Below are 24,951 nucleotides of genomic sequence, written 5' to 3'. Positions count from 1 at the left end.
TATTCGCCTTTCTCACGGAGAAACAGCCGGTTCGTCCGGGTGTGTGGAATGATGCCCGGCGCGGTGTTCAATGATGGAATTAAGGATGTCGGCTGCCCTGATCGCAACATTGGAAAGCAGCGAAGAGGATAAACCGTGGGTGCGCTCCACCCCACCATTGAGGTACACGCCTACATTAGTAGTGGTGGGCAGACGGTAATCACGCCCCACGCTCACATGATCGGTGGTGATCACCGAGGCGCTCGCCGGATCGATGAAATCGGCGATGGGGGTTTCTTCAAAGCCGGTGGCAAAAACAACCAGATCGGGCTGCATGGTTGTTTCCTCCCCCGTCATGGCGTTGCGCAGCCGCACCGTGACGCCGTGAGAATCCTCCGCGCAATGTTCCAGGCGGGTGGTTCGGTGCAGGTGCAAGCGGGTGTTGCCTGTGACCTTTTCGCCGTATTCGAGGCGGAAAAGTTCTTCGATGAGCTCAGCATCAACCGCCGAATAGTTGGTTTGGCGGTGGTAGGCCATTTGGCGTTCCCGTTCCTTCGGATCAGCGGCAAACCAATCATCAACGGCAGCGGGATCGAAAACTCGGTTGGCAAAGGGGGTGTCGTCTGAAGGGCTTATGCCGTAGCGGCCGAACACCCCATGCACGTGAGCGTGCGGCATGGTGGCATGGAAATAAAGGAGTACTTCGGCGGCGGATTGGCCCGAACCGATCACCACAACCTCACGGATTCCCTGCGGATCAATGCCTTCGAGCCGATCAAGGATATGAATGTTATGGAACACGCGCGGGCCTTCTACGATTCCCTCCGGCAAGACTGGGCGAAGCCCTGGGGCAAAAACCACCACCGGTGCATGGAGGGTTTCAGGTTCGTTCACGGCGTGCGCGTCAGGGCCAAGGTGGACCGTTGCGCGGGTGGAATCGAGGCCAATGCTACGAACTTCCCGCCCGTAACTAATGGTGGAATCCACGCGGTCTGCTGCCCAGCGCAGGTAATCGCGGAATTCCAGGCGGGAAGGGAAGAAGGTTTTCATATTGACAAAATCCACCAGCCGCCCGCTATCAAAAAGATAATTGATAAAAGTGAAGGGGCTTTGCGGGTTGCGGAATGTGGCTAGATCCTTCAACCAGGAAATCTGCATCTGGGCATCGGGCAGCATCATGCCCGGGTGCCAATCAAAAAACTCGCGCTTTTCCACAAAGTGGGCTCGGATCGGCGCTTCGGGGTGATGCTGATTATGCTCCGTAACGGCGGTGGCTAAGGCCAGGTTGGAGGGGCCGAAGCCCACCCCGATGATGTCGAATTCGGTGGGGGTGTGAATGCTCATGGTCAGCTTTCGATCACTCAGAAGGTCAGGGTTTGGTGGGGGTTTAAGCGATTAGTTAGCCCCGGGATTATCCAGCTGGGCTTTGAGTTCGTCCTCCCCCATGGCGGCGACTTCGGCGGCGATGTCCGCCACTTGCGCGGAGTAGCCGGGGTAGGGATCCAGGCGAACGATTGCGGCGGCCAGCCCGCGCGCGCTTCGGTGGCTAAACAGCTCTGTGATGCCCAATTGGGGTTGGGCGAACACCTCGCGGACTGCGCCCACCGCGCGGATGGCGGTCACAGAATCGCCGCCGCTGGCGAAGAAATCGGCATCGGGATCAAGATCGCTGATACCGGCGCTATCGGCGAGCACTTGTGCCACGAGTTCCACCACCTTTGGCTCAACCTGCGCGGCTTCGGCGTGAACTCCCGCAGCGTGCCGGGCGCTCATGTGTTCATCGATGAGCGCATGGGCTCCGCGGCGATCCAATTTGCCGTTGCTGGTCACGGGAAGCGCAGCGGCGATCGCGATAAACTCGGGCACCATATAGCTGGGCAGGAATTGCTGGCAGTGGGCAATAAGTTCGTCGTGGGTGGGCGCAGAACCATCCTCGACAAGACCGACGGCGGCAACAAGGTGCGCGCCTGGATCATTGATCACGTGCGCGACCGCCCTGTGGACAAGCGGATGCTGGCGCAGGCAGGCTTCCACTTCGCCTAGTTCCACGCGGTAGCCGCGCAATTGGACCTGGTGGTCCATGCGACCGAGGAATTCGATGGTTCCGTCGGGGAGATACCGGGCTAAGTCGCCGGTGGCAAACCATCGGATTCCGTCTTCTTCAAAGAAGCGTCGCGCGCGTTCGTCGCTAAGGCCACGGTAGCCGCGGCCCACCCCGGGCCCGCCGATTAGCAATTGGCCGATCACTCCGGTGGGCCGGTCGCGGCCGGCCGCGTCGACGATGCGGCAGTGCATATTAGGCAAGGGCACCCCGTAGGGGACCACTTTCCACTCGGGGTTGATGTCCGTGGCCTCGCAAATAGTGGAGTGAACACTGGTTTCGGTGGTGCCGCCCAGCCCGAAGAACCGGCATTCGGGAGCGCGTTGGTTCAGCCGTGCGGGAAGGTCCACGGGTACCCAGTCCCCGCCGGACATCACGGTGCGGAGGCTACCAAGATCGAAGGAGCTATCGGTAGCCAGCAGCATGTCCAGCAATGACGGCGCAACGCACAGGTGGGTAATCCCGCACCGTTCGATGGCGTGCGCCCACTGATCCGGGTTTTCGCGCACCGTTGCATCGGGGACAACAACAGTTCCGCCGGCGGCGAGCATGGAAAACATGTCTTGAACAGAGAGATCGAACTCGAGCGCGGACAGGGCAAACATAGAATCCTCGGGGCCCGTGCCCATGATGGCGTTAAGCCCATCGAGGGTATTCATCGCCGCCCGGTGGGGTATTTCCACACCCTTGGGTTTGCCGGTTGAACCGGAGGTAAAGAGCAGGTAGGCAATATCTTCGGCGCTCCCGTCCACGGGGGCGGCAAGCGGTGCGCGATGGCTGCGCGCGGCATCGATATCGATAAACCGCGGGAATTGTTCGTCCGCGAATGCCGCAGCCGATGCGGCCGTGCCGATAATGGCGCGTGCCCCAGATTCGGCGGCAATGGTGCGTCGCCGCGCAAGCGGGTGATCGGGGTTCACGGGCACATAGGTGGCCCCGGCGGCAAGCGCGCCAACCACGGCTACGATTTGGTCGCAGCCTTTCGGCATGCTGACGATGACGCAATCGCCTGGTTGCACCGCGGCGTCGATAAGCGTAGCGGCGGTGGCGAGCGCGGCGTCGGCAAGTTCCCTATACGTCCAGCTGCGGGTTGCAATTCCCCCGCTATCGTCGGCATCGATGGACACCATCGCCAGCGCGTCCGGAGTGGTCTCCGCGTGGCTAAACAGCCCATCGTGCAGCTTTGCGCCGCTGACCGGCAGCGTTGTTTCACGGGCCTTTCGGGCTTGCACCTCCGCTTTATCGGCGGCGGGCGGGAAGGGCTGCGACCACGCGTGCTCGCCCGCCACGAGTGCGCCGATGTTTCGGGTATAGGCGGCGAACATGGCATCGATGATTCCGGGGCGGAACGCTTCCTCGCGCAGGTCCCAATTCAGCAGCAAGCCCCCATCAAGTTCGGTGACTTGGGCATCAAGAAGCACTTGCGGGCCTTGGGAAATAATCCACACCGGGTCGCCGAAGCGCGCCCTGGCGCGGGCGGAAAACAGCTCGCCCAAATTCACCGCGCTGGTGTACACCACGGGCGCGAGCATCGTCGTTGCCCTGGCACGCCCAATATCGCGCAACACATCGAGTGCGCCGTAGCTCTGATGGGCAACGTTCGCGGCGAAACGGGCACTGATATCTTTCACGCGATCGTGAATGCTGCCCGGCGCGCTGAGGTCTACATCAATAAGGATGGAGGAACTGAAATCCCCAACAAGATCGTTGACTTCCTTATCCACCTGTTCCCGGTTAAAAAGCGGCAGGTTAAGCAGGAATTTCGGGCTCGTGGCAAAGGCCCCGATTGCCTCGGCGAACGCGGCGGCGAGCGCCATCGCCGGGGTGACACCAGCCGTGCGGGCGTGGGCGTAGAGCGCCTCGCGTTGGTCCGGCCCGATAAAGAAATTGCGGCGGGTTGCGGCACGCGCGCGGGCGACGGTGGCGGAATCGACCAGCGGGAGTTCAGGGGCTCCCGGCATATCGGCGGCTTTTTCCCACCACCAGAGTTTGTCGCGTTCGCGGTGCGGCGGATTGGCCACGGTGGGGTTCGCAAGGTAATCCTTGTAGCGGTAGCGCAGCGGCGCGCGTTGCTCACCGTCGAGGTACCCGGCTAATTCATCGACGATGATGCGATAACTCATGGCGTCGGCGGCGATCATGTCCACGTCGAGGTGCAGGCGGGCGCGATTGCCGGGCAAAAGGGTGTACACCACGTCGATCATCCGCCCGAGATCTTGGCTTAACCGCTGGTGGGTACCGGTTTCGCGGGTGCGCGCCAGCACCTGATCGCGGGTACCGGCGTCGACCTCCCGCAGGTCTTGGTGTTTTACAATTCCATCTGGCACAGCCGGTGACACCTGCTGGAGTCCGTCGCCCGTCGGGTTGGCGCGGAGCATCGGGTGGCGGCGCACGAGGGCAACCACCGCGGCGTCGATAAGCGCGGGGTCTTGCGCCGGCCCGTCGAGCTCAACGTACAGGTGGGCGCTCACCCCGCCGAGCGTGGGCCCGTCGCCGGTATCGTAGCCGTCCAAACCGCCGATCCAATAGGCGTGCTGCATCGGGGCAAGGGGGAACGGCTCATCGTCGTCTTCGGCTGTGATGTTCTCGGCCTGTGCTTGGTTGTTGTCTTGCGCTTGGTTGGCGGCCTGTGCCTCCTCCATGAGCTTCGCCCAGTGCCCGAGCGTGGGTGCGGCCACGAGGTCGGCGAATCCTATATCGAGCCCTTGGCTGCGCCAGCGTCCGGCGATTGTCATCATCCTGATGGAATCCAGACCGTGGGTGATCAGATCGTCCTCGGGCCCAATGTTGGTGTCCGCCGCAAGCCCGAGTTGTTCGACCACTGCCTGATGAACAATCGACATCGCCGTTCGCTGCATAGTTTTCCAACCTCTCTCAGTGTTGCCTTCCCCCAGCGCCTGCGTTCCCTGTATTGCGGTGGGGAGGGTAACAAAAGCCCTAAACAAGCCACAGTTTACGATAGGCTAACCTAACTTGTACAGAGTTTGTCGTGAGAAAGGAACAACCAATGCCCGCATCACGTGACCAATCCGCCGTCCACGTCGAAGGCAGCGGCCCCCTCGTTGTCCTGGTCATGGGCCGTGGCAGCCCCGGACGCGTCTGGCACCCGCACCAAGTCCCCGCGCTGACTGCCGCCGGCTACCGCGTCCTCACTTACGACGCCCGCGGCACCGGGGCAACCGCCAACGATCCAGGTCCGCTCACACTAGAGGTGCTTATCGACGACCTGGCACACATCGTCGCCGATCACGGCAACCGTGCGTTCGTGGTAGGCACCTCCCTCGGTGCCCGCATCGCCCTCCACCTTGCCGCGACGCACCCCGAAAAAGTCTTAGGGGTTGTTGCCGCAGCCGCGCACGCCGACCTCACGCCCATCCAAATCGCCATGAGCCAACACGCGGCAGATGTTTACGAACTTTTACTTCCCGAGCACCGGGAATTTCTCGCCGCGATGGAAGCGCTGCGCAACCTCTCCCCCAGCACGCTGGCCGACCCCCGTGCCGCCCGCGACTGGTTGGACCTGCTCAACCTTTCACTTTCTCCACCCACGCCTGGCATACGCGCACAAAACAACCTTGACCAGGTCGCGGAAACGCACGGATCGCAGCAGCTTGCCACCTACGCCACGATCACAGCACCCACCCTAGCCATCGCCTACAGCGACGATAGCGTGATCCCGCCGGCCCAAGTCGCCGAAGTCGCCGCCGCCATCCCCGGGTGCACGCTGATCACCATCCCCAACGCTGGGCACTACGGCTACCTGGAACAACCTCAGGCCTTTAACAGCGCCGTGATCGACTTCCTGAACCAGCACAGAGATTAAGGACCTTTTACACCATGAACACGCCTTCCCCGCACGCCGCGAACCAGGCCGGAATCGACGACCTGACCACGGGATTTATCCCCCGCCCCGCACATCAAACCAGCGCCTACGCAACGCTCTACGACGCTTACCCCTTGAGCGATATCGCCTACGCCCAAGGCCAGCGCAACCCCGAAAACCTGGCCATCATCGATGGCGAGCGGCGCATCAGCTACCGCACCCTGTGCCACGCCGCGGACCAATTCGCCCAGCACCTCATCACCACCGGAACCACAAGCGGCGATCGAATCCTGCTCCACCTGCCCAATAGCGCAGCCACCCTGACCGCCTTCCTCGGCTGCCTGCGCGCCGGTGCTGTTCCCATCATGGCGATTCCCGCGCACGGGCTGCGCGAACTCACCCACTTCATCACAACCGGGACGCCCACGCAGCTCTACACGGACACAAGCCTGCTGAGCCAAACCGATATCACTTCTTTGACCGCCACCAACTGCCGAGTTCACGAAACCACCGTGGACTTATGCAATAACCTGCTGGATGAAGCAAGCCACAATACCCAGCCGGTGCTCACGCACGCCGATGCCCACGCCGCCGGGCACCTCGTCGCACCGGTCCCGGACCCCAGCCTCCCAGCGCTTATGCTCGTCTCCGGCGGGACTACCGGGCTACCCAAACTCATCGCCCGCACCCACCAGGACTACCGGCTCAACGCCGCCCTTGCCGCAGCCGCCACCAAACTCCAACCCGGTGACGTTTACCTCGCAGTACTGCCGCTCTCCCACAACTTCCCCCTCTCAAGCCCCGGTGCACTCGGAATCTTCCAGGTAGGCGGGACCATCGTGTGCACCACCAACCCCAGCCCCGAAGCCTGCTTCCCCCTCATTGACACCCACCAGGTGACCATCACCTCCCTCGTGCCCGCGCTCGCCCAACTTTGGACCGCCGCCACGGCCTGGGAAAAAGCCGACCTCACCAGCCTGCGGACCCTTCAGGTCGGCGGGGCGCGGCTTGCCCCCGAAACCGCGCGCAGCATCGACACCGCCTTCAACCACAGCCTGCAACAAGTATTCGGCATGGCCGAAGGCCTCCTATGCTTCACCGACCCCGAAGACCCCGACCGCGAACGCGTGTGCACCACCCAAGGTGCACCCATGTGTGGCCACGACGAAATCCGCGTCGTCGACAACCATAACCACGACGTACCCTGCGGCGAGGACGGCGAACTACTCACACGCGGCCCCTACACCATCGCCGGATACTACCGCGCGGCCGAACACAACCGCCACGCCTTCACCGCCGACGGCTACTACCGCACCGGGGACCGAGTCCACCGCACTGAAGACGGGTATTTGGTTGTTAGCGGCCGCTTCAAAGATGTGATCATTCGCGCCGGAGAAAACGTCACCTGCTCCGAGGTGGAAGATGTGTTGCTCTCCCATCCGGCAATCTACGATGTCGGGCTTGTTGGGCTTCCCGACGACCTTCTCGGCGAACGCATCGTAGCCGCCGTGGTTCCCTCCCAAGGACACACCCCAACCCTGGCCGAGCTGCGCGGCTTTGTCATCGACGCCGGCCTCGCGGCGTTTAAAGCACCCGATGCGCTCGTCCTACGTTCCCATTTGCCCACCACGAGTGTGGGCAAACTCGACCGCAAGAAACTCCGCGAACTCCTATCCGAAGATGCCGCAAGCGTAACGGAAAGCGAACAATAGCGCGCCCAGCACGCGAGTCCGGCAGAAATCGCCTCACTGAAACCTGGAAACTGGTATTCACGGGGCTTATTTGGGTGAACCAGAATCCAACCCGCTGCACATCTGCTGCTAAACATGTGCAGATGTGCCTGAGGCAGATCCTGCACTGCCGCGTTTCCCCAGGATAATTCTGCCCGAAAGCAAGGCAGATCCTGCACAGCGAGGCAAATCGTACATGGGTGTTTGGCGCGAACTCCGGTGTGTTCCAAGCGGCCGTTACCGATGGTGCGCACCGACGACTCGGCCTGGGGCATTTTTTTGCAGCGTTCTTGCTCACTCAAACAAGGACTGTGAATAAACCCCGCCGAGGATCGACCAATTGGGTGCCAATGTATGAAGTGGCAAACAACCCGGCGCACCGAAAAACGGTGAACCGGGTTGCGTGTTACGCAATATCGAGCTGGTTAGCTGTTGTTACGTCCGCGGCGCACGAGGAAGACACCGGCCGCAACGGCCAGGCCTGCGAGCGCCACCACTCCAAGCACGGAGGCACCGGTACGTGCCAGCGATGCCGGAGCATTGCTGCTCTTTACTTGGGCGGGTGCCTGCGGGGTGGTGCTGTGTGGGGTGGTGGGGTTGGTTCCGGCGGTGGTAGTGGTGCTGGATCCGTTGTTGCTGAGGATTGCTAGCGGTACCAGTGCCCACCACCATGGTGGGTTGCCGGTATTGGTCAGGGTGACCAACTGCGGCTTATCTGCCGGGCTATCGGCCACGATGGTCAGCTCCGCGGTGCCATCATGGTGATCAACGATGGCACCGGCACGGTCGCTGGTGAAACCAGGGGTGTGCCACTGAACGAACACACCATTGCCTGGGTGACGTTCCTTGAGCGTGACTTTGGTGCCTACGGGCAGCTCTGGGAACTCTTTGTAGACCTGGCCTGCGCGGATGGTGAATTCCTTGGTGGTTTCCACGCCGTTGTCGGTCCAGATTGCAATCATGTGGAATTCGTGGTCTTTCCCGGCCGCCTCGCCGGTTAACCCGCCGAGTTTTTTGGTGATCGCGAAGTGACCCAACTCGATGTAGGAGTTCAGCAGCTTGGCTTTGGTGGAGCCACCATCAACGGTGATTTTGTCGGCGGTGGTCTTGGTGGTGGATAACTCTGGTTGGAAGCGCAGGCCGCTGACCTTGGTGGAATCAACCTTTTCGGTCACGGTACACACGGAGTTGGCCACGATGTTATCCACCGTCACAGTTTCCCCGGCCCTGACCTTGATGCTGCCCTCGTTGGTGGTCTTGTCGTTTTTCACGCACTTGAATGCGGCTTCGAATTCATGGTCTTTTAGCAGTTTCGAATCCGCCTTGATACCGAGGACGCCTTTTGAGACTTCCAGGGTGCCTTTCCATTGGGAGTAGGTGTTGGTGACTTCCATGGTGGTTTCGCCGTGGGCTACTACCAGGGTGGTGTCCAATCCGGTGGTAACCAGGTTGGAATCCACGATCTCCGCGCCGACTTCTTTGATCTCGCAGTTGTAGCCGGTGGGAATGGTCGGTGAGGTAGCGCTTGCCCCAGCGGCGACGGTGAGCACACCCTCAATGGCGGGTTGCCCAGCCTGGTCTGCAGGTGGGGTGCACACATATTTGAAGTCGAAGGTTTTGCCAGCGGCGATACCATCGGGATCAACCAGCTTCTTGGTGATGGTGAATTCCCCAACAGTGGTGTAGATGTTATCTACCTTGATCACCGGCAGCGGGGTCGCCTCGCTTGCGTTGGCAGGGATGGTTACACTGTCGCCGATTTCGGTGACTAGTGTGGTGCCAGCAACCTTGGCGTCGCGTTCGGTGACCGTACAGACGTAGTTGGTGGGGATTTCTGCTGATTCGCCGGAACCATTAGCCGGCACATCAAGGATTTCGCCGGTGATGGTGTCCTCGCCCAGCACGCACATGTAGTCGAAATCGAAGGTGTCGGGTGCCACCGCATCACCGATGACTTTCACGGTTTTTTCCACCTTGAACTTGTTGGTCTGGCGTTTGTAGGTGTTGACAAACTCAGCAACAGAGGTTTCATCATCACGCACCATGACGGTTTTGGTCAGCTGATCATCCGGCGTAAGGAACTCGTAGCCGTTGATGTCAACAGCTTCCTTGCGTTCGGTCACGGTGCATTCCGTGCCCACAGGAAGCTTAACCGGGGCCTCGATCACCAGGCCGTTGCCGCGGGCGCGGATCTGGCCGGTTTCGGCACCACAGGTGTAGTCGAACACGAATTCGTGTTCCGCGGCGTTGCCGTTTTCCCCATGGGCTTTCTTCGCGACACCGAAGGTGCCTTTCCGCACGGTGTAGGTATTGGTGAATTTCGCACCTTCATCCTGACCAATCACCACCTGCTGCGAGGCCCGAGGGGTCACCGCCAAAACATGGTTGTCGATCTGGGCGGTACCGCCTTCTTCTACCCCAAGCTCGGTAACGGTGCACTCGGTACCAGCAGGAAACGTTGTTTCGGTCTCGGCAACCCCATTGCCTGTAATCTTCAACACGCCGGTCTCACGGCCACAGACATACTCGAAGCTGAACTCCTTACCCTCTGCCTCAGCGCCAGCATCACCCGAGACAGCCTTCGCCACAGACAACTTCGCCTCATCCCCTGCTTCGTTCTTGGTGAAGATGTTGGTCACCACCATCGTTCTTGCTGCAGCATCATCAGCAACGGTGATCTCGCCACCAAGCTCAGGGGTAAAGCTATAGCCTTCAAACTTTGGTTCGTCTGGTTTTTCGGCAACAACCTTGCACTTCGTGCCAGTCGGGAATTCCGGCCCCGCCACCGGATCCCCCTTGGCCTTCAGCTTCACCTCAGCTGGCGTATTCGCCGTGACCGTCCCGTCCGCGCTGTCCCTATCGCACCGATACTGCACCGTAAACTCAGTATCATCATTCAAGCCCGCAGGATACTCACCAGTGACAACCTTTTTCACAAAAACCGGCTGAGGCGCTGAGGCCTCAGGCTCATACGTATTTGTAATCGTTACAAGATTACTACCATTGTCGCCCTGACCTTCCTTGATCGTCACCTTACCGCCAGCAGCACCTGCAGGTGAATAAGCCGTTTTAAGAGTGTATCCATCCGGGATGGAGTAACCATTCGGGGTTGGGATAGCGTATTCCACTACATGGCAGTCGTGCCCAACAGGTATGCCCGTAATCTCTTTGACAGCTCCGCTAGTGGGTACGTCAACGGATCGCCACGTCGCGAGCTCCGGCGACTGACCAGCAGGTACGCAAACATAGCCGCCCTCAATTACGTCGCCGATTAAACTCAAGTCATGGAGGCCTTGAACATCTTTTTTAATCAGTAGGCTGCCGGTCGGCCCATGGTAGTAGAAGGTGTTGGTCACCACGATCGTGCTTGACGCCTCATCCTTGGAAACAGTGATTTCTTCACCGAACCGAGGGGTAAATGTATAGTCCGTAAACGTCGGTGCCTCTAGGAATTCCGTAACAACCTTACACTTCGTACCCACCGGGAAATTCGGTCCAGTGACAGGAAAACCCGATGCCTTGAGTTTCACCTCAGTCCGCTTATTCGCTCCCACCGTGCCATCGGCGCTATCTTTGTCGCACTGATACTCTACCGTAAATTCAGTATTATCATTCAGCCCTGCGGGACGCTCACCAGAGATAGCTTTCTTGATGAAAATCGGCGCAGTGTCGGGGGTAGGTGCGGGAGTGTTGGTCGGTGAAGGTGTTGCATTTCCACCGTCGGCATTGTCCCCATCCGCGGTTGTTTCACCCGCTGCGGGAGCCGTAGCGGTGGTGGTGTTGGGGGCTGCGGATTCCGGTTCCGCGAGTGCGATTGGCGTGGCCGTCAGCATAGATAAAACAACCACCATTACCGCCATTAGGGCGGCCATTATGGTTGCTGGCCGTCGCATGATGGCGGCCAAGCGCGATTCACCCCCCTGATTCCAAAACGTGTGATGCATGAGTTTCCCTTTCCTCGCCAAGAAACCATCCCATAAAGCTTATTGGCGACTAAGTTCAATACGACAAAAGAATGAAAAGCGTTTTCAGTGCATTTATATGCATCACAGACTTTACTTACACAACGCATATGGCACACGCCTTTTTTGTTGCCACTCCCCACCCCGTTTTCCCTGTATAAATGCTACCTTTAGGCAAAATTGATCAAAGGCGAAATCGAAACGTTTGCCTTTTTGTAAAACCGTGGAACCACCACGCATTTCTCAAAACAATCCCATAAGTAATGCGTTTTCCCTACAAATACGCATTTTCCCACCCCCACCCCCGATTCACCCCCGATCAGCAGCATTCCGCCCACAAACTTGCTCTATTTAACTTTCAGTGCGTACACAGCTGCGCGCATTGCTTGCATGCTGGTTTCTATCGGGCGACTCCGACAAACCACCTGCCCGCTTATTACTTTGCGGTGCTTACGGCGCAGGTTGTTTGTGCCATTTCGGCAAGCTCACACACGCTGGCGTTGCTGAGTTTCCACTGCCCGTGCTCTCGGATAAAACTCACCGGCTGTTCTTTGCTGCCCATCCCCACCAAGGTGAGCGTCAGCGTTGCATTCATCGTTTCCCCACTGACCGCAACCGAACCTTCGGTGACCCGCCACTTGTACACCAAATTGTATTTATCTAATACTTTGCCCACTTCACGCACGGTAGGCACTGCGGCTTCACCTCCCTCAAGTCCCACCGCCACCGCATGGTCTTTAGCTTTAGGATCAAGCATCGATTGAAGGATTTCTTGCACCTCCACAGCTGTAGGTGCGTCACTTGAGCGCTGTTTTTTCTCCCCCGCTGCCGGTGTCGAGCCAATGCGCGTGGCCTGCTGCGCGTTTTCTGGCAATCCAACCATTGCGATAGTCACCCCGTAATTAAGCATGCTAAAAGCCCCCATCATGACCACGAGCGCCGAGGCTAAGGCCATCGCCCCAGTTGCGGCGATTACCACCGGCCATGCGATAGTTCGATCTTTCGGATAAGCATGTTCTTTCCTGCTACGGCGGCGTAGAAAACGGGCCCGCCGTTTTCGTGTCACAGCAGTCGCTTCCGCTTCTTCTTGCACACCTACGTCGTCAGGAACGGCGAGGTCAAAGTGCATGATTTCGGTGTCTGCGATTTCTTTTTTTGACATGATTCCCCACAGATCAGCGTAGTTTTTTAGGTTAGTCTAGCCTAAATTCATACGATACAACTACCACCCCTCAAGCAAGCATTCGCTTATACATTCGCTTCACTAGCCCCCTGCCGCCACTCCCCCGCCGAGAGATCTCCCACCAGCCACCTAGGCAAAGTATCAGCGCCCAGCAATAAACGTGCAAGCGCGCCCGCCGGAGAAATCCAGTCGGGCGCGCAATCTCGCTCTGGGGGCTTTATCCAGCTGGCCCACTACACGATGTACACCACAGCGTTGTACCCGCCGGTGCACGTCACGTGGGTGCCTTGATCCACACACCTCATTTCATAGTTGTAGCCGGTTGCTGGCGAGGGCGCCTTGAATACCACGAAACCATCGTCGAAATCATCCAGGTTGGCCAAGAAGTAGTTGTACACTTCCTGGGTAAAACCGCTGCTGGTGTTGTCATTGCCAGCATAGTAGCGGCTGTACTTCCACGAATCGGGGAACACCTGCACGGGTTTCTCATTGATTAACCGCGCGGTGGGAGGCAGGAAGCTCGGCACTACTGCGGGTGGCGGATTGTTGGGATCGAAGGTCCCTACGGTCTCGCCCGTTTGGACGGCTAGGTTGTTGCTAGGGTTTGTGGCTTGCTGGGCGGTGTCTGCCGTGGCCGTCACATTGGCCACGGACTTTGCATTACCTCCGGCGTTGGTGTTTTCGGTTCCACTGCTCCAGAAGAAATACATGCAGGCGATCGCGACAACGGCGAAAATGACTATAGCTACCGCCCAGAAGGCGCCTTTGCCTCTGGTGCTGGTCTGATATTGCTGTGACATCGGAAGGCCTCGTTTCTGCTCTTGAAGGGACTCGAGGAAATCTGTCTTTCACTTGTAAAATCGCTACGTCCATTAGATGCATTACTGCTACCGATAGTTACCAGTTATAAATAACGCGGCGTAGCTCACAGTTTCCTGAGCAAGGAGTAAGAGTCACCTAATCCGTCCTCGCAGAACCCCCACGGCATATCGCCACAACTCGATCCGCCCTTCGCCGTTCCGCACCCCTCCGCAACACCGGGCAACGAGCTGCCACGATTCCACCCACCACACCCGTTTCCAGAAAAGATCGAGCCAACAAGCATACCGGTTTATCCCTCCGAAAGTTGACCGAAAGCACCCGCAATCCACCCCAAAAACATAGATCTACTAGGATTTTATTCTCATCTGATTCCAAGCTTGCTCACGCCCCCATGTGGGGGCATTTCACGCCTATTTGAGCGCATCTAGCTCCCGCCTCAGCGCCGCCAGAGCGTTGCGCACGCCGCGTTCGTAGAACCCATCGACATCTTCCAACACGCCCACGAAGTGCCCAAAGAGTTCGAAGCTGATCATGCCGTACATGGCGGCCCAGAACGCGGCGACCGGCTCGGGGATTTCTCCCGAGGTAGCCGCCACGGGGCGTTCCAACCAACCGAGGGCGATCTGCCCTACCTCGGCAGCCGGCGCGATGGTTGCCTCCGGCGCCTGATATCCGGGCACTGGGGAGCCGTATACCAGCGAATAGAAGTGCGGATTCGCTTTCGCCCACCCGCGCACCGCCCGCGCCAGCACCATGATGTTTTCGGCTCGTTCCTCCCAGGTAGTGGGCGTTTTTAGCCCCTCCACCGCGGCCCGCACATAGGCGCTCTGGTCCTCGAATGCACGCACGATCAGCGCGGTGTATAGCTCGTCGATGCCATTGAAATATCGGTAGATCGCGGAAGGCACCATTCCCACATCCCGCGCAACCTGCCGCAGGCTGAGCGCAGCCGCGCCGCGTTCGGCAAGGTGACGCTCGGCGGCGCGCAGGATCGCCCGCTCGGTGGCCTCGCGATTTTTGGCGCGCACCCCGCCTTCCCGACCAGCAGCCTCCCGACGAACACCACCGCGGCGTTCAAGCTTCTCAGACATCATGCCGCCATTATCGCAAACCCAAATCGAGAACATTGTTCTTGATTTCCCGCCACCGGCAAGCTACCATCAAAAACGAGAACACCGTTCACACATCCACCAGTCCCACCAACTCGCACCCCACCCCACCAACCCACCAACCACAAAGGCACATCCCATGTCCGCTTTCCTGGTCCTCGGCGCCGGCCCTATTGGTCGCGCCGCAGCGGCGGCCCTCCTCGACCTTGGCCATGAGGTCTCGGTGGGCACCCGTTCCGGCACCCGCGTGCCCGGCACCACCGCGCTGACCATCGATGCCGCCGACACCCCAGCCCTGACCAGCGCGGCGCAGGGCATGGACGCGATGATCATTTGCACCAGCCCGCCGTATCACCGCTGGCCAGTTGAGTGGCCCCCAATTATCCGGTCCGCAATCTCGGCAGCCAAGGCCTCCGGCGCGCGCATCGTACTGATGAGCAATTTGTATTCCTATGGCAAACCCGCCGGGCGCATCACCGACGCGACTCCGACGGCACCCACCGAATCCAAGGGGCGAACCCGCGCGGAGCTATGGGACCTGCTGCTCGCCGCGCACCGGGCGGCTGGCATCGGCGTCACAGAGCTGCGGGCCAGCGATTATTTCGGGCCGGACGCCGGGCCGAATGTGCACCTCGGTTCGCGGTTTTTAGCCCCCGTGCGCAAGGGCAAGACCGCCAGCATTATCGGCGATCCGGATGCCCCGCATTCGTGGTCCTACCTGCCGGATATTGGGCGTTGCCTGGCCATCCTGGCCACCCGCCCGGAGCTTTCGGGCCGCCCGTGGATCGGCCCCAATTCCGGGGACGCCTCCCTGCGTGAGATCGCCCGCCGCATCAACCCGCAGGCAAAAGTGAGGCAGATCCCCGGCGCGCTGCTCGCGGTGATCGGGCTGTTTTCGCCGATGGCGCGGGAGGTCAGGGCCATCCGCTATCAATTCACCGAGCCGTTCCTTCTTAGCGATTCCGAGCTCCGCGCGGCCTTCGATTTCACCCCCACGCCGCTCGAACAAGCCCTCGAAAAGGCCTCCTGAGCTGGGCACCTGACCCCACCACCCCCAGGGATAGATCACTCCCAATTGGGTAGTACCCTTGCTATCCTATGTGCAGCATTTCCACTGCTGTTGATAACCTTCCCTGGGGGTTGACCATGCACACACGCACAGCCATGCTTCTGTGCTCCACGATCGTTTTCCTCTCCGGATGTTCCGCGTTCCAGTCGGATCCGCCCACCATGTTGGTGTTCGACGCCTCCTCCAGCATGCTGATCAATGACGCCGACGGCCTGCGCATTAACGCGGCGAAGGCGGCGGCGCGCAACCTTATCGAGTCCTTGCCCGAAGACTCCGAGCTGGGCATTGTGGCATACGGGCAAAGTGTCGGGGATAGCCCCAACGAGAAGGGCTTGAGCTGCGAGGACGTATCCCTGGTTCGCACACTTCAGCCAATCGATAACGCCGCCGTCACCTATAACACCATCGGCGGCATCACCCCCCGCGGCTGGACCCCACTAGCCAAGGCGATCGAAAAGGCCGCCAACCAGCTCCCCACCGACAGCGCAGCCAGCATCATCGTGCTTTCCGACGGCGTGGACACCTGCGACGGGGATTTCGCCGCGCTCACCAATTCCATTACCCATTCGCACCCCCAATTGCGTATCGACGCCGTGACATTCAAGGAAGACGCGCAACACCTGGAGGCCATCACCGCGGCGACCGGTGGGATTTCCGTGACGGCCGAAAACCAACAGCAGCTCACCCAGCGCCTCAAGGCCTTCCGGGACGAGGAACTCCACAAATCCCTCAATGGCAATGGCATCGACGGCATCAACCTCGGCGACAATATCGACGAGATCCAACAAAACAACCCGGATTTCCCTGACCTGACCTGCAACGAAACCACCTGCACCGTCACCTTTAAAAAGAGCGACTTTATCTTCCAGGACGGCTCCCTGCAGGCCATCGAACCCAACGACCCCACCACCATCGACGGCATTGTCATCGGCGATTCCATAGACAAAGCCATCGAGGCCTGGGGCGAACCGATGGAACAACGCGAGCTTGACGACGGCACCACCGAATACCTCTTCCCCGTCGGCGATGAAAACGCCTGGAAGGTCATAGCCAGCGACAAGAAAATCACCAGCATCACCCTCTGCCGCTGCCAGCCGCAACACGCCTTTAACGCCGCCCAGGAAACCAATGGCATCGCCGTAGGCACCACCCTCAAAGACCTCCCCTCCGGCCTCGACGCCAAAAACGCCACCACCATGGGCAACTACTACGCCGTCAACCACTCCAATGGCGTCCTTATCTTCGCCGAAAACACCGATAACGACCCCCTGAACACCAAGGTCTCCTACCTGCTGCCCTTCAACAAAGACGGCGAACTCCGGTTCAATAACCGCCAGGAAGCCGACGCCTACTTCGGCCAACCCGAAAAATACGGCGTCAATGCGGACAAAGAATTCGCCGTCTACCCCACCAACAACCCCGAACTCTTCTACGCCGTCCAATGGGCCCCCGGGCAGGAAGGGCAACAAGAAATCCTTCCGTTGAAATCAGCGTCAGATTACTAGCTGGGGTGGGGTGGCGCGGCGTCGATAAGCTAGGTGCATGCGTATCGTCCTAGCCTCAGCCTCCCCCTCCCGCCTTGCCATCCTGCAGGCGGCGGGGGTAACGCCCATTGTCCACCCCGCGGACCTCGACGAAGACGCACTATTAGCCACCGTGTGCGACGCGCCGGCCGAAACCCAAATACTCACCCTCAGCCAAGCCAAAGCCGAAACCGTAGCCGCTGAGCACCCCACAGATGTGGTCATCGGCTGCGACTCCATGCTCCACCTCGACGGCCAACTCCAGGGCAAACCCCTCACCATCGACAACACCATCGCACGCTGGAAACAACAACGCGGACGCACCGCCGAACTCGTCACCGGGCATTGCATCATCGCACCCCACAACAGCCAACGCGTACTCCAAGCCGCCACCACCACCGTCACATTCGGACAGGTCAGCGACGCCGATATCGAAGCCTACGCCCGCACCGGCGAACCCCTCCACTGCGCCGGGGCCTTTACGCTCGAAGCCCTCGGCGGGTGGTTTATCGACAGCATCCACGGCGACCCATCCAACGTAATCGGCCTCAGCCTGCCGCTCGTAAGAAAAGCCCTATATCAATTTGGGCACAACGTTTCAGAATGTTGGATCCGTTAACATATGACATATGAAATACGTGCCTTATCTTGCCGTCGTTGCGCTACTCCTCGGCGCCTGTTCAACGAATGAACCCGGCGAAACAACACCCGACGACAATAAGTGCCACTTTACCGAAACCGGATCCGCATCCCGGGAAGTTTCCCTGCCAAGCGGACCGAGCGACGGCAACGCCACCGTAAAACTCGCCACCAATCAAGGCGAAATAGCCATGAACCTCGACGGCTCCAAAGCGCCCTGCGCCGCCGCCACCATCGAACACCTTGCCGAGCAGGGGTTTTACGATAACACCCTGTGCCACCGCGTGACCACGCAAAACATCTTTATCCTGCAATGCGGGGACCCCACCGCCACCGGGTCCGGCGGGCCCGGCTTCACCTTTAAAGACGAATACCCCGTGGGCACCGACGAACAAGGCCTATACACCGCCGGCGTCATCGCCATGGCGAATTCCGGGCCCGACACCAATGGCTCCCAATTCTTCTTTACCTATAAGGACTCGCCGCTGCCGCCGAACTACACCATCGTCGGACGCGTCGCCGAAGAAAGCATGCCCATCCTGCAAAGCATCGGTGAACGCGGCGCCGCCGAAGGTGCCCGCGACGCTGCCCCCGCCCAAGCCGTCCACATCGAAAAGGCAACGCTATGAACAGCAAAGATTTCCTAGCCCCTCCCCCCGTACTACTCCCCGCCGAACTCGCGCATATCGACGCCCGGCAACACCCCGAAAGCCCCCTCGCCTGGGCCATCCTCGCCGAAGACACCAACGACGATCTAGTCCGATACGCCTTCGCCCGGACCGGATACCACCGAGGCTTAGACGCGCTACGCGCCAACGGTTGGAAAGGTTTCGGTTCCGTGCCGTGGTCGCACGAGCCGAACCAAGGCGTCCTGCGATCCATTGCGCAGCTCGCCTTGGCGGCGCAGGCGATCGGTGAACAGAATGAATACGACCGCTGCCGCGCCCTACTTTCCGATTGCGATCCCGCCTGCGTGGCCTCCTTGCTGGACGGCGTCCAATGAGCGACGGAGGTTTCCAGGTGGAAGGTGCTGGAGCGGTGGTTGGTGCCGGGCCGGTGAATGGTGCTGGGTCGGTGGATGGTGCCGGGCCGGTGGATTACAACGCCCAACCGGCGGGGCTGCGGATCCCGCCGCAGTACCTGCCAAAAGGTGTCGGCGACGCGCAAGCGCAAGAATTCCTCGACATACTTTGGAACAATCTTTTGATGGGCGGGGATCCGGATTTCGACTATTTGGTCGATTACATCTGCGACTACCCCTTCTTTAGCGAATCCGAAAAATCCCGCGAACTCGACAGCATCCCTTTGGACGCCGCCGAGGCGCTTGCCGAATTCCTGATCGCCCAGCGCCTCGCCCAACAGGAAACGTTTGGCCAGGTCCCGCCCATGCCAATCACCCTCGCCTTCGCCGAATTGGAGCGCAACGGGATTATCGCGCGGGAGAACTTCGCCTGCTGCCAGACCTGCGGGCACGACGAAATCCTCGGCCAGGTTGCGGATCCTAGCCAATGGAACGCATATGTGTTTTTCCACCAGCAGGATGCTGAATCCATATTCGAATGTGGCGCAGGCGCGCTAGCCTTCGGACTGGCCCCCGGCGGGAGGGCAGCAGGCCTCAACATGTCGGATCTGATCCGCTCCACCATTCTGCCCACCCTGGAAAAACACGGCGTCACCGCAAAATGGGATGGCGACGAGCGCACCCGAATCCTCCTCGAAAACGTCAACCTCTACTACCCCCTCGAGTCGCTCACCCCACACCCCTCCTAGGTTGGCTCCGCCCCGCGGCCGGCGTCACTTTACAGCCGGCATATCTCGCATCGGTGGGTACCCGCTTGGCCGGCTTCGCTTCGAGGCCGGCTGGGCATCCCCCATCGCTCGGGTTGCGCGCAATAGATAAAGCCCGATAGACGGCCCGAAATCCTCTACCCTTAGTGGGCTATGGGCGAATTACGTAAAAGGCCTCAGTTCAGCCGGTATATCGCCAGCAACCTATTTCCACAACCGGAGTTGAACGTTGTCTACCGATATTTTTTACATCAAAATCCGGAAATCTGTGTAAAAAATATCGCGACGGGGCCTCCGGGCGGCCCAGGATGATGAAAATTACACCAAATCGGCGTTTCGTGTGTAAAAAACTTCATGCGGAGCCCACAACCTATCCTCCAAGGCCTTGCCACCTCCCACAAGGCCCTTCCACCAGCCACCCTATGCTACTTTCCCCAATGATCCGCCACGGCACACCCCAAAATGAAGAGCATCCAGACGAAAGCTTCCGAAGTTCCACTGCTGCAAACCGGTTAACTTCAAGCGGGCAGCCCCAATAGCTATAACTCCATAACTGCCGGAGGGTTCTCGCGATTTTGCGACACGCGATGGCAACACCATGACCGCCCAGCACCCGCCAAGGCCTGGACCCACCACACATCACTCACCGATAAGCCGCCTATAATTTTATCAACTTTTATCATATGGGACACAACCTCCACAGCAGGCCCTCTAAGCCATCGGAACCCTCTACCCTTAATGGACCATGGCCGAATTATGTAAAATGCCTCAGTTCAGCCGGTATATTGCCAGCAACCTATTTCCACAACCGGAGTTGAACGTTGTCTACCGATATTTTTTACATCAAAATCCCGGAATCTGTGTAAAAAATATCGCGGCGGGACCTCCAGGCCGCCCCGGATGATGAAAATTACACCAAATCGGCGTTTCGTGTGTAAAAAACTTCATGCGGAGCCCACAACCTATCCCCCAGGGCCCTGCCACCGCCCCCAACCCGGCAACAGCGAATAACCCCCGCCCGAAAGCGGGGGTTATCCGTGTAACTTCAAGGAACCAAACCCTTAGGCGAACTTCTTTTCCACGCGGGAAATCGCCTCGTCGGCAACCATTTCCTGGATGCCCATGTCCAGTTCCGATGTGAAACCGACACAGGAGCAGTTGATTTCGCCGAGGACGTAGGTGTCGCCGCCATCTGGGGCGTCGTCAAGCATGAAGTCGGCGGTCCAGATAAGCGGAATGTTATCGCCTCCGAGCTTCTCTGCAATCACTGGGCGAACCTCAGCAAACATGTCCACGAGCTCTTGCCACTTTTCGGGCGAGTCGTAGGTGTACTTTGCGCCAGAGAACAGGGTGGCGGAGAAGTTATCGCCGCCGGCAGCCGGCTTCTTGTGCACAACGAACACCGGGTGGGGGCCCACAAGGAGGATGCGGATCTCACCTTCGACGATGCGCGGCATGAAGCGCATATCCACGAGCATGCCGTTATCGCCGATGATGTACTGGTCACAGAAGTCCATGAACTCGCCGAGCTCACGAATTTCGGTGTGGTTATCCACAGCCTCGGTGCAGCGCAGCTTGGTGTCCAACGGCAGGTCAGTGCCCTCTTCGACAGAAGCTGCGAGTTCCTTGTCTTCCAGCTGGACGCGCCAGATGCCTTCGCCGGTGGAGCCGCGGTTCTGCTTGAGCACGCGCTCTCCGTAGGAAAGGGAGCTGGGGAACGTCTTGTGGAAGGTCTCTACATCGTAGTAAGCGTAGGTATCGGATGGGACTAGATCGGTATCGGCGAGCTTGACCAGCGCATCTTTCGCGCCGTAGGACATCATCTCGTCGGGGCGAGACATGCCTACGAGGCCAGCTTCATCGGAGAGTCGAGTGAGGAGATCAAAGTACCCCTTCTCACCACCGAGAATGTTGCCTGGGTTCACACGGGAGATGTAGGCATCAAAATTCTTGGAGATGTACTCGAACAGAGCTTCGGACCATTCGGGACGGTAGTACACAACTTCCGCATGCCAACCCTTCGCCTTGATGGCATCCACGATCGGCATTGTGTCCTTGCGATGGCCATTGAATTGCTTGTCGCTGCCGCCTTCAACCTCGAACACGACAATAGCCTTATGCATAAATTCTCCTTGTATGTGGGGGATCAGACAACCAAGGTCAGAATAAGACATAAGACCACACTGCCGCTGGTGACGTAACCGACGCCACACCCACAGCCGCGACACTGGGTTACCGTAGGAATAAGCTGGATTAGGCACCACCGACGAGAGGAACCTCAATGACAGCCCCCTTTGACCCGAATCCGCAGTTCGCTGAATATGCCCACCCGGAACGGCTCGTCTCAGCTTCGTGGCTGAGCGCGCGCCTTGGCACACCCGGGTTGCGTGTCGTGGAGTCGGACGAAGACACTTTGTTGTATGACATCGGTCATATCCCGGGGGCGGTTCGCATTGATTGGCGCAGGGACCTCAATGACGCGGTTGTCCGTGACTATATTTCGGGCGAGGCGTTTGCCGAGCTCATGAGATCAAAGGGCATTTCACGGGACGATACCGTGGTGATTTATGGCGATAAGTCCAACTGGTGGGCGTCGTTTACATTGTGGGTGTTCGAACTCTTTGGCCATGAGGATGTGCGCCTGCTTAACGGCGGCCGTGATGCTTGGATGGCGGAGGAGCGCGACACCTCTTTCGTCGTGCCCGAGTACCCGCGTTCCGAGTACCCGGTGATTGAGCGTGACGACGCCCCGTTCCGCGCATTCGCCGCCGAGGTTAAGCAAAATATTGGTATTACTCCCTTGTTGGATGTTCGGACATTGGAAGAGTACACGGGTGAGCGTTCCAATATGGAGGGCTACCCCGAAGAGGGGGTGATGCGGGGCGGGCATATCCCGACGGCGATGCACATCCCGTGGAATTTGGCGGTGCATCCTAATTCGCGTTTCCGGTCTCGCGCGGAGTTGGAAGACATCTACGCGGAGGTTGCGGACGATTCGATCGTGTACTGCCGGGTGGGCGATCGGAGCGCCCACACATGGTTTGTGCTGAAGTATCTGCTGGGCCGGGAGAATATCCGTAACTATGACGGTTCGTGGGTGGAGTGGGGCAATATGGTCCGGATGCCTATCGCCGTCGGCCCCACCCCCGGTACGCTATCATCGAATTAAACATTATTCAGGCACGCAGGTCGGAGCCATAGCCACCCCTGTACAGGGGACTATCGCTACCCCCTAGCGTGCATTTTCGCTGCAATCCGGCCTTGGTTTCACAAGTTTGTGTGTAAGAATGAGTGGTGTTCTACTGCTCCTCATACCCCACGTGAGGAGCGGCACATTCGGTTACAGAGGCGGCGCCCGTCGCGTCGCGGTGCACAATCTTCAGGAGGGGTTCTCGTGACAGTCGAGACCAAGAAAATCACTAAGGTACTGGTTGCCAATCGCGGCGAAATCGCCATTCGCGTTATCCGCGCCGCTCGTGATGCGGGCATTGCAAGTGTTGCTGTCTACGCAGAACCGGACGCAGATGCACCTTTCGTCACCATGGCAGATGAGGCTTTTGCCCTCGGCGGTCAGAACTCCGCAGAATCGTACCTGGTGTTTGACAAGATTCTCGATGCTGCCAAGAAGTCCGGTGCGGATGCCATCCACCCCGGTTATGGCTTCCTTTCGGAAAACGGAGACTTTGCTGAAGCCGTGATTAACGCGGGCCTTATTTGGATTGGCCCGTCGCCGCAGTCCATTCGTGATCTTGGTGACAAAGTCACCGCACGCCACATCGCTTTGAAGGCAAATGCCCCCATGGCCCCCGGCACCAAGGAGCCGGTGAAGGATGCCGATGAGGTTGTGGAGTTTGCCAAGGAGCATGGCCTTCCCATCGCCATTAAGGCTGCCTTCGGTGGCGGCGGCCGCGGCATGAAGGTTGCCTACAAGATGGAAGAGGTCAAGGATCTTTACGAGTCCGCAACTCGCGAAGCCCTTGCCGCCTTCGGCCGTGGCGAGTGCTTCGTGGAGCGCTACCTGGACAAGGCCCGCCACGTGGAGTGCCAGGTGCTGGCCGACCAGCACGGCAATGTTGTGGTTGCCGGTACTCGTGACTGCTCCTTGCAGCGTCGTTTCCAGAAGCTGGTCGAGGAAGCCCCCGCCCCGTTCCTGACCGATGATCAGCGCAAGCGGCTGCACGAATCCGCCAAGGCGATCTGTAAGGAAGCCCACTACTACGGCGCTGGCACCGTCGAATACTTGGTCGGTTCCGACGGCCTGATCTCCTTCCTCGAGGTGAACACCCGTCTGCAGGTGGAGCACCCCGTGACCGAGGCCACGACCGGCCTCGACTTGGTGCGCGAGCAGTTCCGCATCGCCGAAGGCCGCGAATTGCACATCAAGGAAGATCCGTCGCCGCGCGGCCACGCCATCGAGTTCCGTATCAATGGTGAGGATGCGGGCACCAACTTCATGCCCGCCCCCGGCAAGATCACCAAGTACGCGGAGCCGGCCGGCCCCGGTATCCGCATGGATTCCGGCATCGTGGAAGGCTCGGTAATCGGCGGTCAGTTCGACTCGATGCTTGCCAAGCTGATCGTGTACGGAGAGAACCGCGACGAGGCCCTGCAGCGCGCCCGCCGCGCCCTCGACGAATATGTTGTCGAAGGCATGCCCACCGTCATCCCGTTCCACCGCCACATCGTTGACAACCCCGCCTTTATCGGCGACGGCACCAAGTTCGACGTGTACACCAAGTGGATCGAAGAGGCGTGGGAGAACCCGATCCCGGCTTACGTCGACCCCGCCGAGGGCGAGGAAGAGGAAGAAGCAACGCCGGCACAAAAGGTCATCGTGGAGATCGACGGCCGTCGGGTCGAGGTTGCACTCCCGGGCGACCTCGCACTGGGCGGCGGCAATGGTGCCGCAAAGAAGAAGGCCAAGAAGCGTCGTGGCAGCGCCGGCAAGAAGGCCGTTTCCGGCGACGCCGTGGCCGCTCCGATGCAGGGTACCGTGATCAAGGTCAATGTTGAGGAAGGTCAGGAGGTCGCGGAGGGCGACACCGTGGTTGTTCTCGAGGCCATGAAGATGGAGAACCCGGTCAAGGCTCACAAGGATGGCGTGGTTACCGGTCTGGCTTGCGCCGCCGGTGAGGGCGTGACCAAGGGCGCCGTGCTCATGGAATTGAAGTAATACTTCACGCGAAGTGAATGGGTCCAAGTTCCTTGGGCCCATTTTCTTTA

General features: G+C 59.5%; 17 protein-coding genes. 10 read left to right on the top strand and 7 right to left on the bottom strand.

What is annotated here, in order from left to right; translation table 11 throughout:
• Positions 1-12: 12 nt before the first annotated feature.
• Positions 13-1,323, bottom strand: coding sequence for a lysine N(6)-hydroxylase/L-ornithine N(5)-oxygenase family protein (locus CCANI_RS02765; protein WP_146324702.1), 1,311 nt, complete (start codon positions 1,321-1,323; stop codon positions 13-15).
• A 51-nt stretch (positions 1,324-1,374) separates the two neighbouring features.
• Complete coding sequence (locus CCANI_RS02760; RefSeq protein ID WP_186750290.1) at positions 1,375-4,923, bottom strand: non-ribosomal peptide synthetase; 3,549 nt, start codon at positions 4,921-4,923, stop codon at positions 1,375-1,377.
• Positions 4,924-5,087: 164 nt separating this feature from the next.
• Between CCANI_RS02760 and CCANI_RS02755 the strand changes: the two genes are divergently transcribed.
• Together CCANI_RS02755 and CCANI_RS02750 are read left to right on the top strand one after the other, a co-directional pair.
• Positions 5,088-5,903 (top strand): alpha/beta fold hydrolase, encoded by an 816-nt coding sequence (locus tag CCANI_RS02755; RefSeq protein ID WP_146324704.1) that lies wholly within the window; start codon positions 5,088-5,090, stop codon positions 5,901-5,903.
• A 14-nt stretch (positions 5,904-5,917) separates the two neighbouring features.
• Positions 5,918-7,615 carry a (2,3-dihydroxybenzoyl)adenylate synthase gene (locus CCANI_RS02750; protein WP_146324705.1) on the top strand — a complete coding sequence of 566 codons (1,698 nt, stop codon included), beginning with the start codon at positions 5,918-5,920 and terminating at the stop codon, positions 7,613-7,615.
• A 443-nt stretch (positions 7,616-8,058) separates the two neighbouring features.
• On the opposite strand, the gene CCANI_RS02745 is transcribed toward CCANI_RS02750, so the two are convergent.
• The 4 genes from CCANI_RS02745 to CCANI_RS02730 form a co-directional block, all read right to left on the bottom strand.
• Positions 8,059-11,484 (bottom strand): DUF5979 domain-containing protein, encoded by a 3,426-nt coding sequence (locus CCANI_RS02745; protein WP_290211533.1) that lies wholly within the window; start codon positions 11,482-11,484, stop codon positions 8,059-8,061.
• 547 nt (positions 11,485-12,031) lie between these two features.
• The gene (locus CCANI_RS02740; RefSeq protein ID WP_146324707.1) at positions 12,032-12,757 is read right to left on the bottom strand and encodes an MTB12 C-terminal domain-containing protein; all 726 of its coding nucleotides are present in this window, start codon (positions 12,755-12,757) and stop codon (positions 12,032-12,034) included.
• A gap of 254 nt (positions 12,758-13,011) precedes the next feature.
• Positions 13,012-13,578 carry a hypothetical protein gene (locus CCANI_RS02735; protein WP_146324708.1) on the bottom strand — a complete coding sequence of 189 codons (567 nt, stop codon included), beginning with the start codon at positions 13,576-13,578 and terminating at the stop codon, positions 13,012-13,014.
• Between the two features lie 432 nt (positions 13,579-14,010).
• Complete coding sequence (locus tag CCANI_RS02730) at positions 14,011-14,694, bottom strand: TetR/AcrR family transcriptional regulator (protein WP_186750292.1); 684 nt, start codon at positions 14,692-14,694, stop codon at positions 14,011-14,013.
• A 154-nt stretch (positions 14,695-14,848) separates the two neighbouring features.
• On the opposite strand from CCANI_RS02730, the gene CCANI_RS02725 reads away from it, so the two are divergent.
• The 6 genes from CCANI_RS02725 (at position 14,849) to CCANI_RS02700 (ending at position 19,710) form a co-directional block, all read left to right on the top strand.
• The gene (locus tag CCANI_RS02725) at positions 14,849-15,739 is read left to right on the top strand and encodes an NAD-dependent epimerase/dehydratase family protein (RefSeq protein WP_146324710.1); all 891 of its coding nucleotides are present in this window, start codon (positions 14,849-14,851) and stop codon (positions 15,737-15,739) included.
• A 116-nt stretch (positions 15,740-15,855) separates the two neighbouring features.
• Positions 15,856-17,283: a VWA domain-containing protein gene (locus tag CCANI_RS02720; protein WP_186750294.1), complete on the top strand. Its 1,428-nt coding sequence runs from the start codon at positions 15,856-15,858 to the stop codon at positions 17,281-17,283.
• A 37-nt stretch (positions 17,284-17,320) separates the two neighbouring features.
• On the top strand, positions 17,321-17,920 hold the full coding sequence (locus CCANI_RS02715) for a Maf family protein (protein ID WP_146324712.1): 600 nt from the start codon (positions 17,321-17,323) through the stop codon (positions 17,918-17,920).
• Positions 17,921-17,930: 10 nt separating this feature from the next.
• Entirely contained in the window at positions 17,931-18,569 is a 639-nt protein-coding gene (locus tag CCANI_RS02710) for a peptidylprolyl isomerase (RefSeq protein ID WP_146324713.1), read from the top strand.
• Entirely contained in the window at positions 18,566-18,943 is a 378-nt protein-coding gene (locus CCANI_RS02705) for a DUF3151 domain-containing protein (RefSeq protein WP_146324714.1), read from the top strand. The genes CCANI_RS02710 and CCANI_RS02705 overlap by 4 nt, the downstream gene beginning before the upstream one ends.
• 17 nt (positions 18,944-18,960) lie before the next feature.
• A complete protein-coding gene (locus tag CCANI_RS02700; protein ID WP_186750296.1) occupies positions 18,961-19,710 on the top strand; it encodes a DUF6891 domain-containing protein in 750 nt (249 codons plus the stop codon).
• Positions 19,711-20,789: 1,079 nt separating this feature from the next.
• Here CCANI_RS02700 and CCANI_RS02695 read toward each other — a convergent pair.
• Positions 20,790-21,851, bottom strand: a complete 1,062-nt coding sequence (locus tag CCANI_RS02695; protein ID WP_146324716.1) for a Cj0069 family protein — start codon at positions 21,849-21,851, stop codon at positions 20,790-20,792.
• 158 nt (positions 21,852-22,009) lie between these two features.
• Here CCANI_RS02695 and CCANI_RS02690 point away from each other — a divergent pair, with 158 nt between their 5' ends.
• On the top strand, positions 22,010-22,897 hold the full coding sequence (locus CCANI_RS02690; RefSeq protein WP_146324717.1) for a sulfurtransferase: 888 nt from the start codon (positions 22,010-22,012) through the stop codon (positions 22,895-22,897).
• Between the two features lie 225 nt (positions 22,898-23,122).
• Positions 23,123-24,901 (top strand): acetyl/propionyl/methylcrotonyl-CoA carboxylase subunit alpha, encoded by a 1,779-nt coding sequence (locus CCANI_RS02685; RefSeq protein ID WP_146324718.1) that lies wholly within the window; start codon positions 23,123-23,125, stop codon positions 24,899-24,901.
• The last annotated feature ends 50 nt before the right edge of the window (positions 24,902-24,951 follow it).

This window comes from Corynebacterium canis (genome assembly GCF_030408595.1).
Classification (GTDB): Bacteria; Actinomycetota; Actinomycetes; order Mycobacteriales; family Mycobacteriaceae; genus Corynebacterium; species Corynebacterium canis.
Note: the sequence above shows the minus strand (reverse complement) of the source record. Positions and strands in the feature narration are given on the sequence as shown.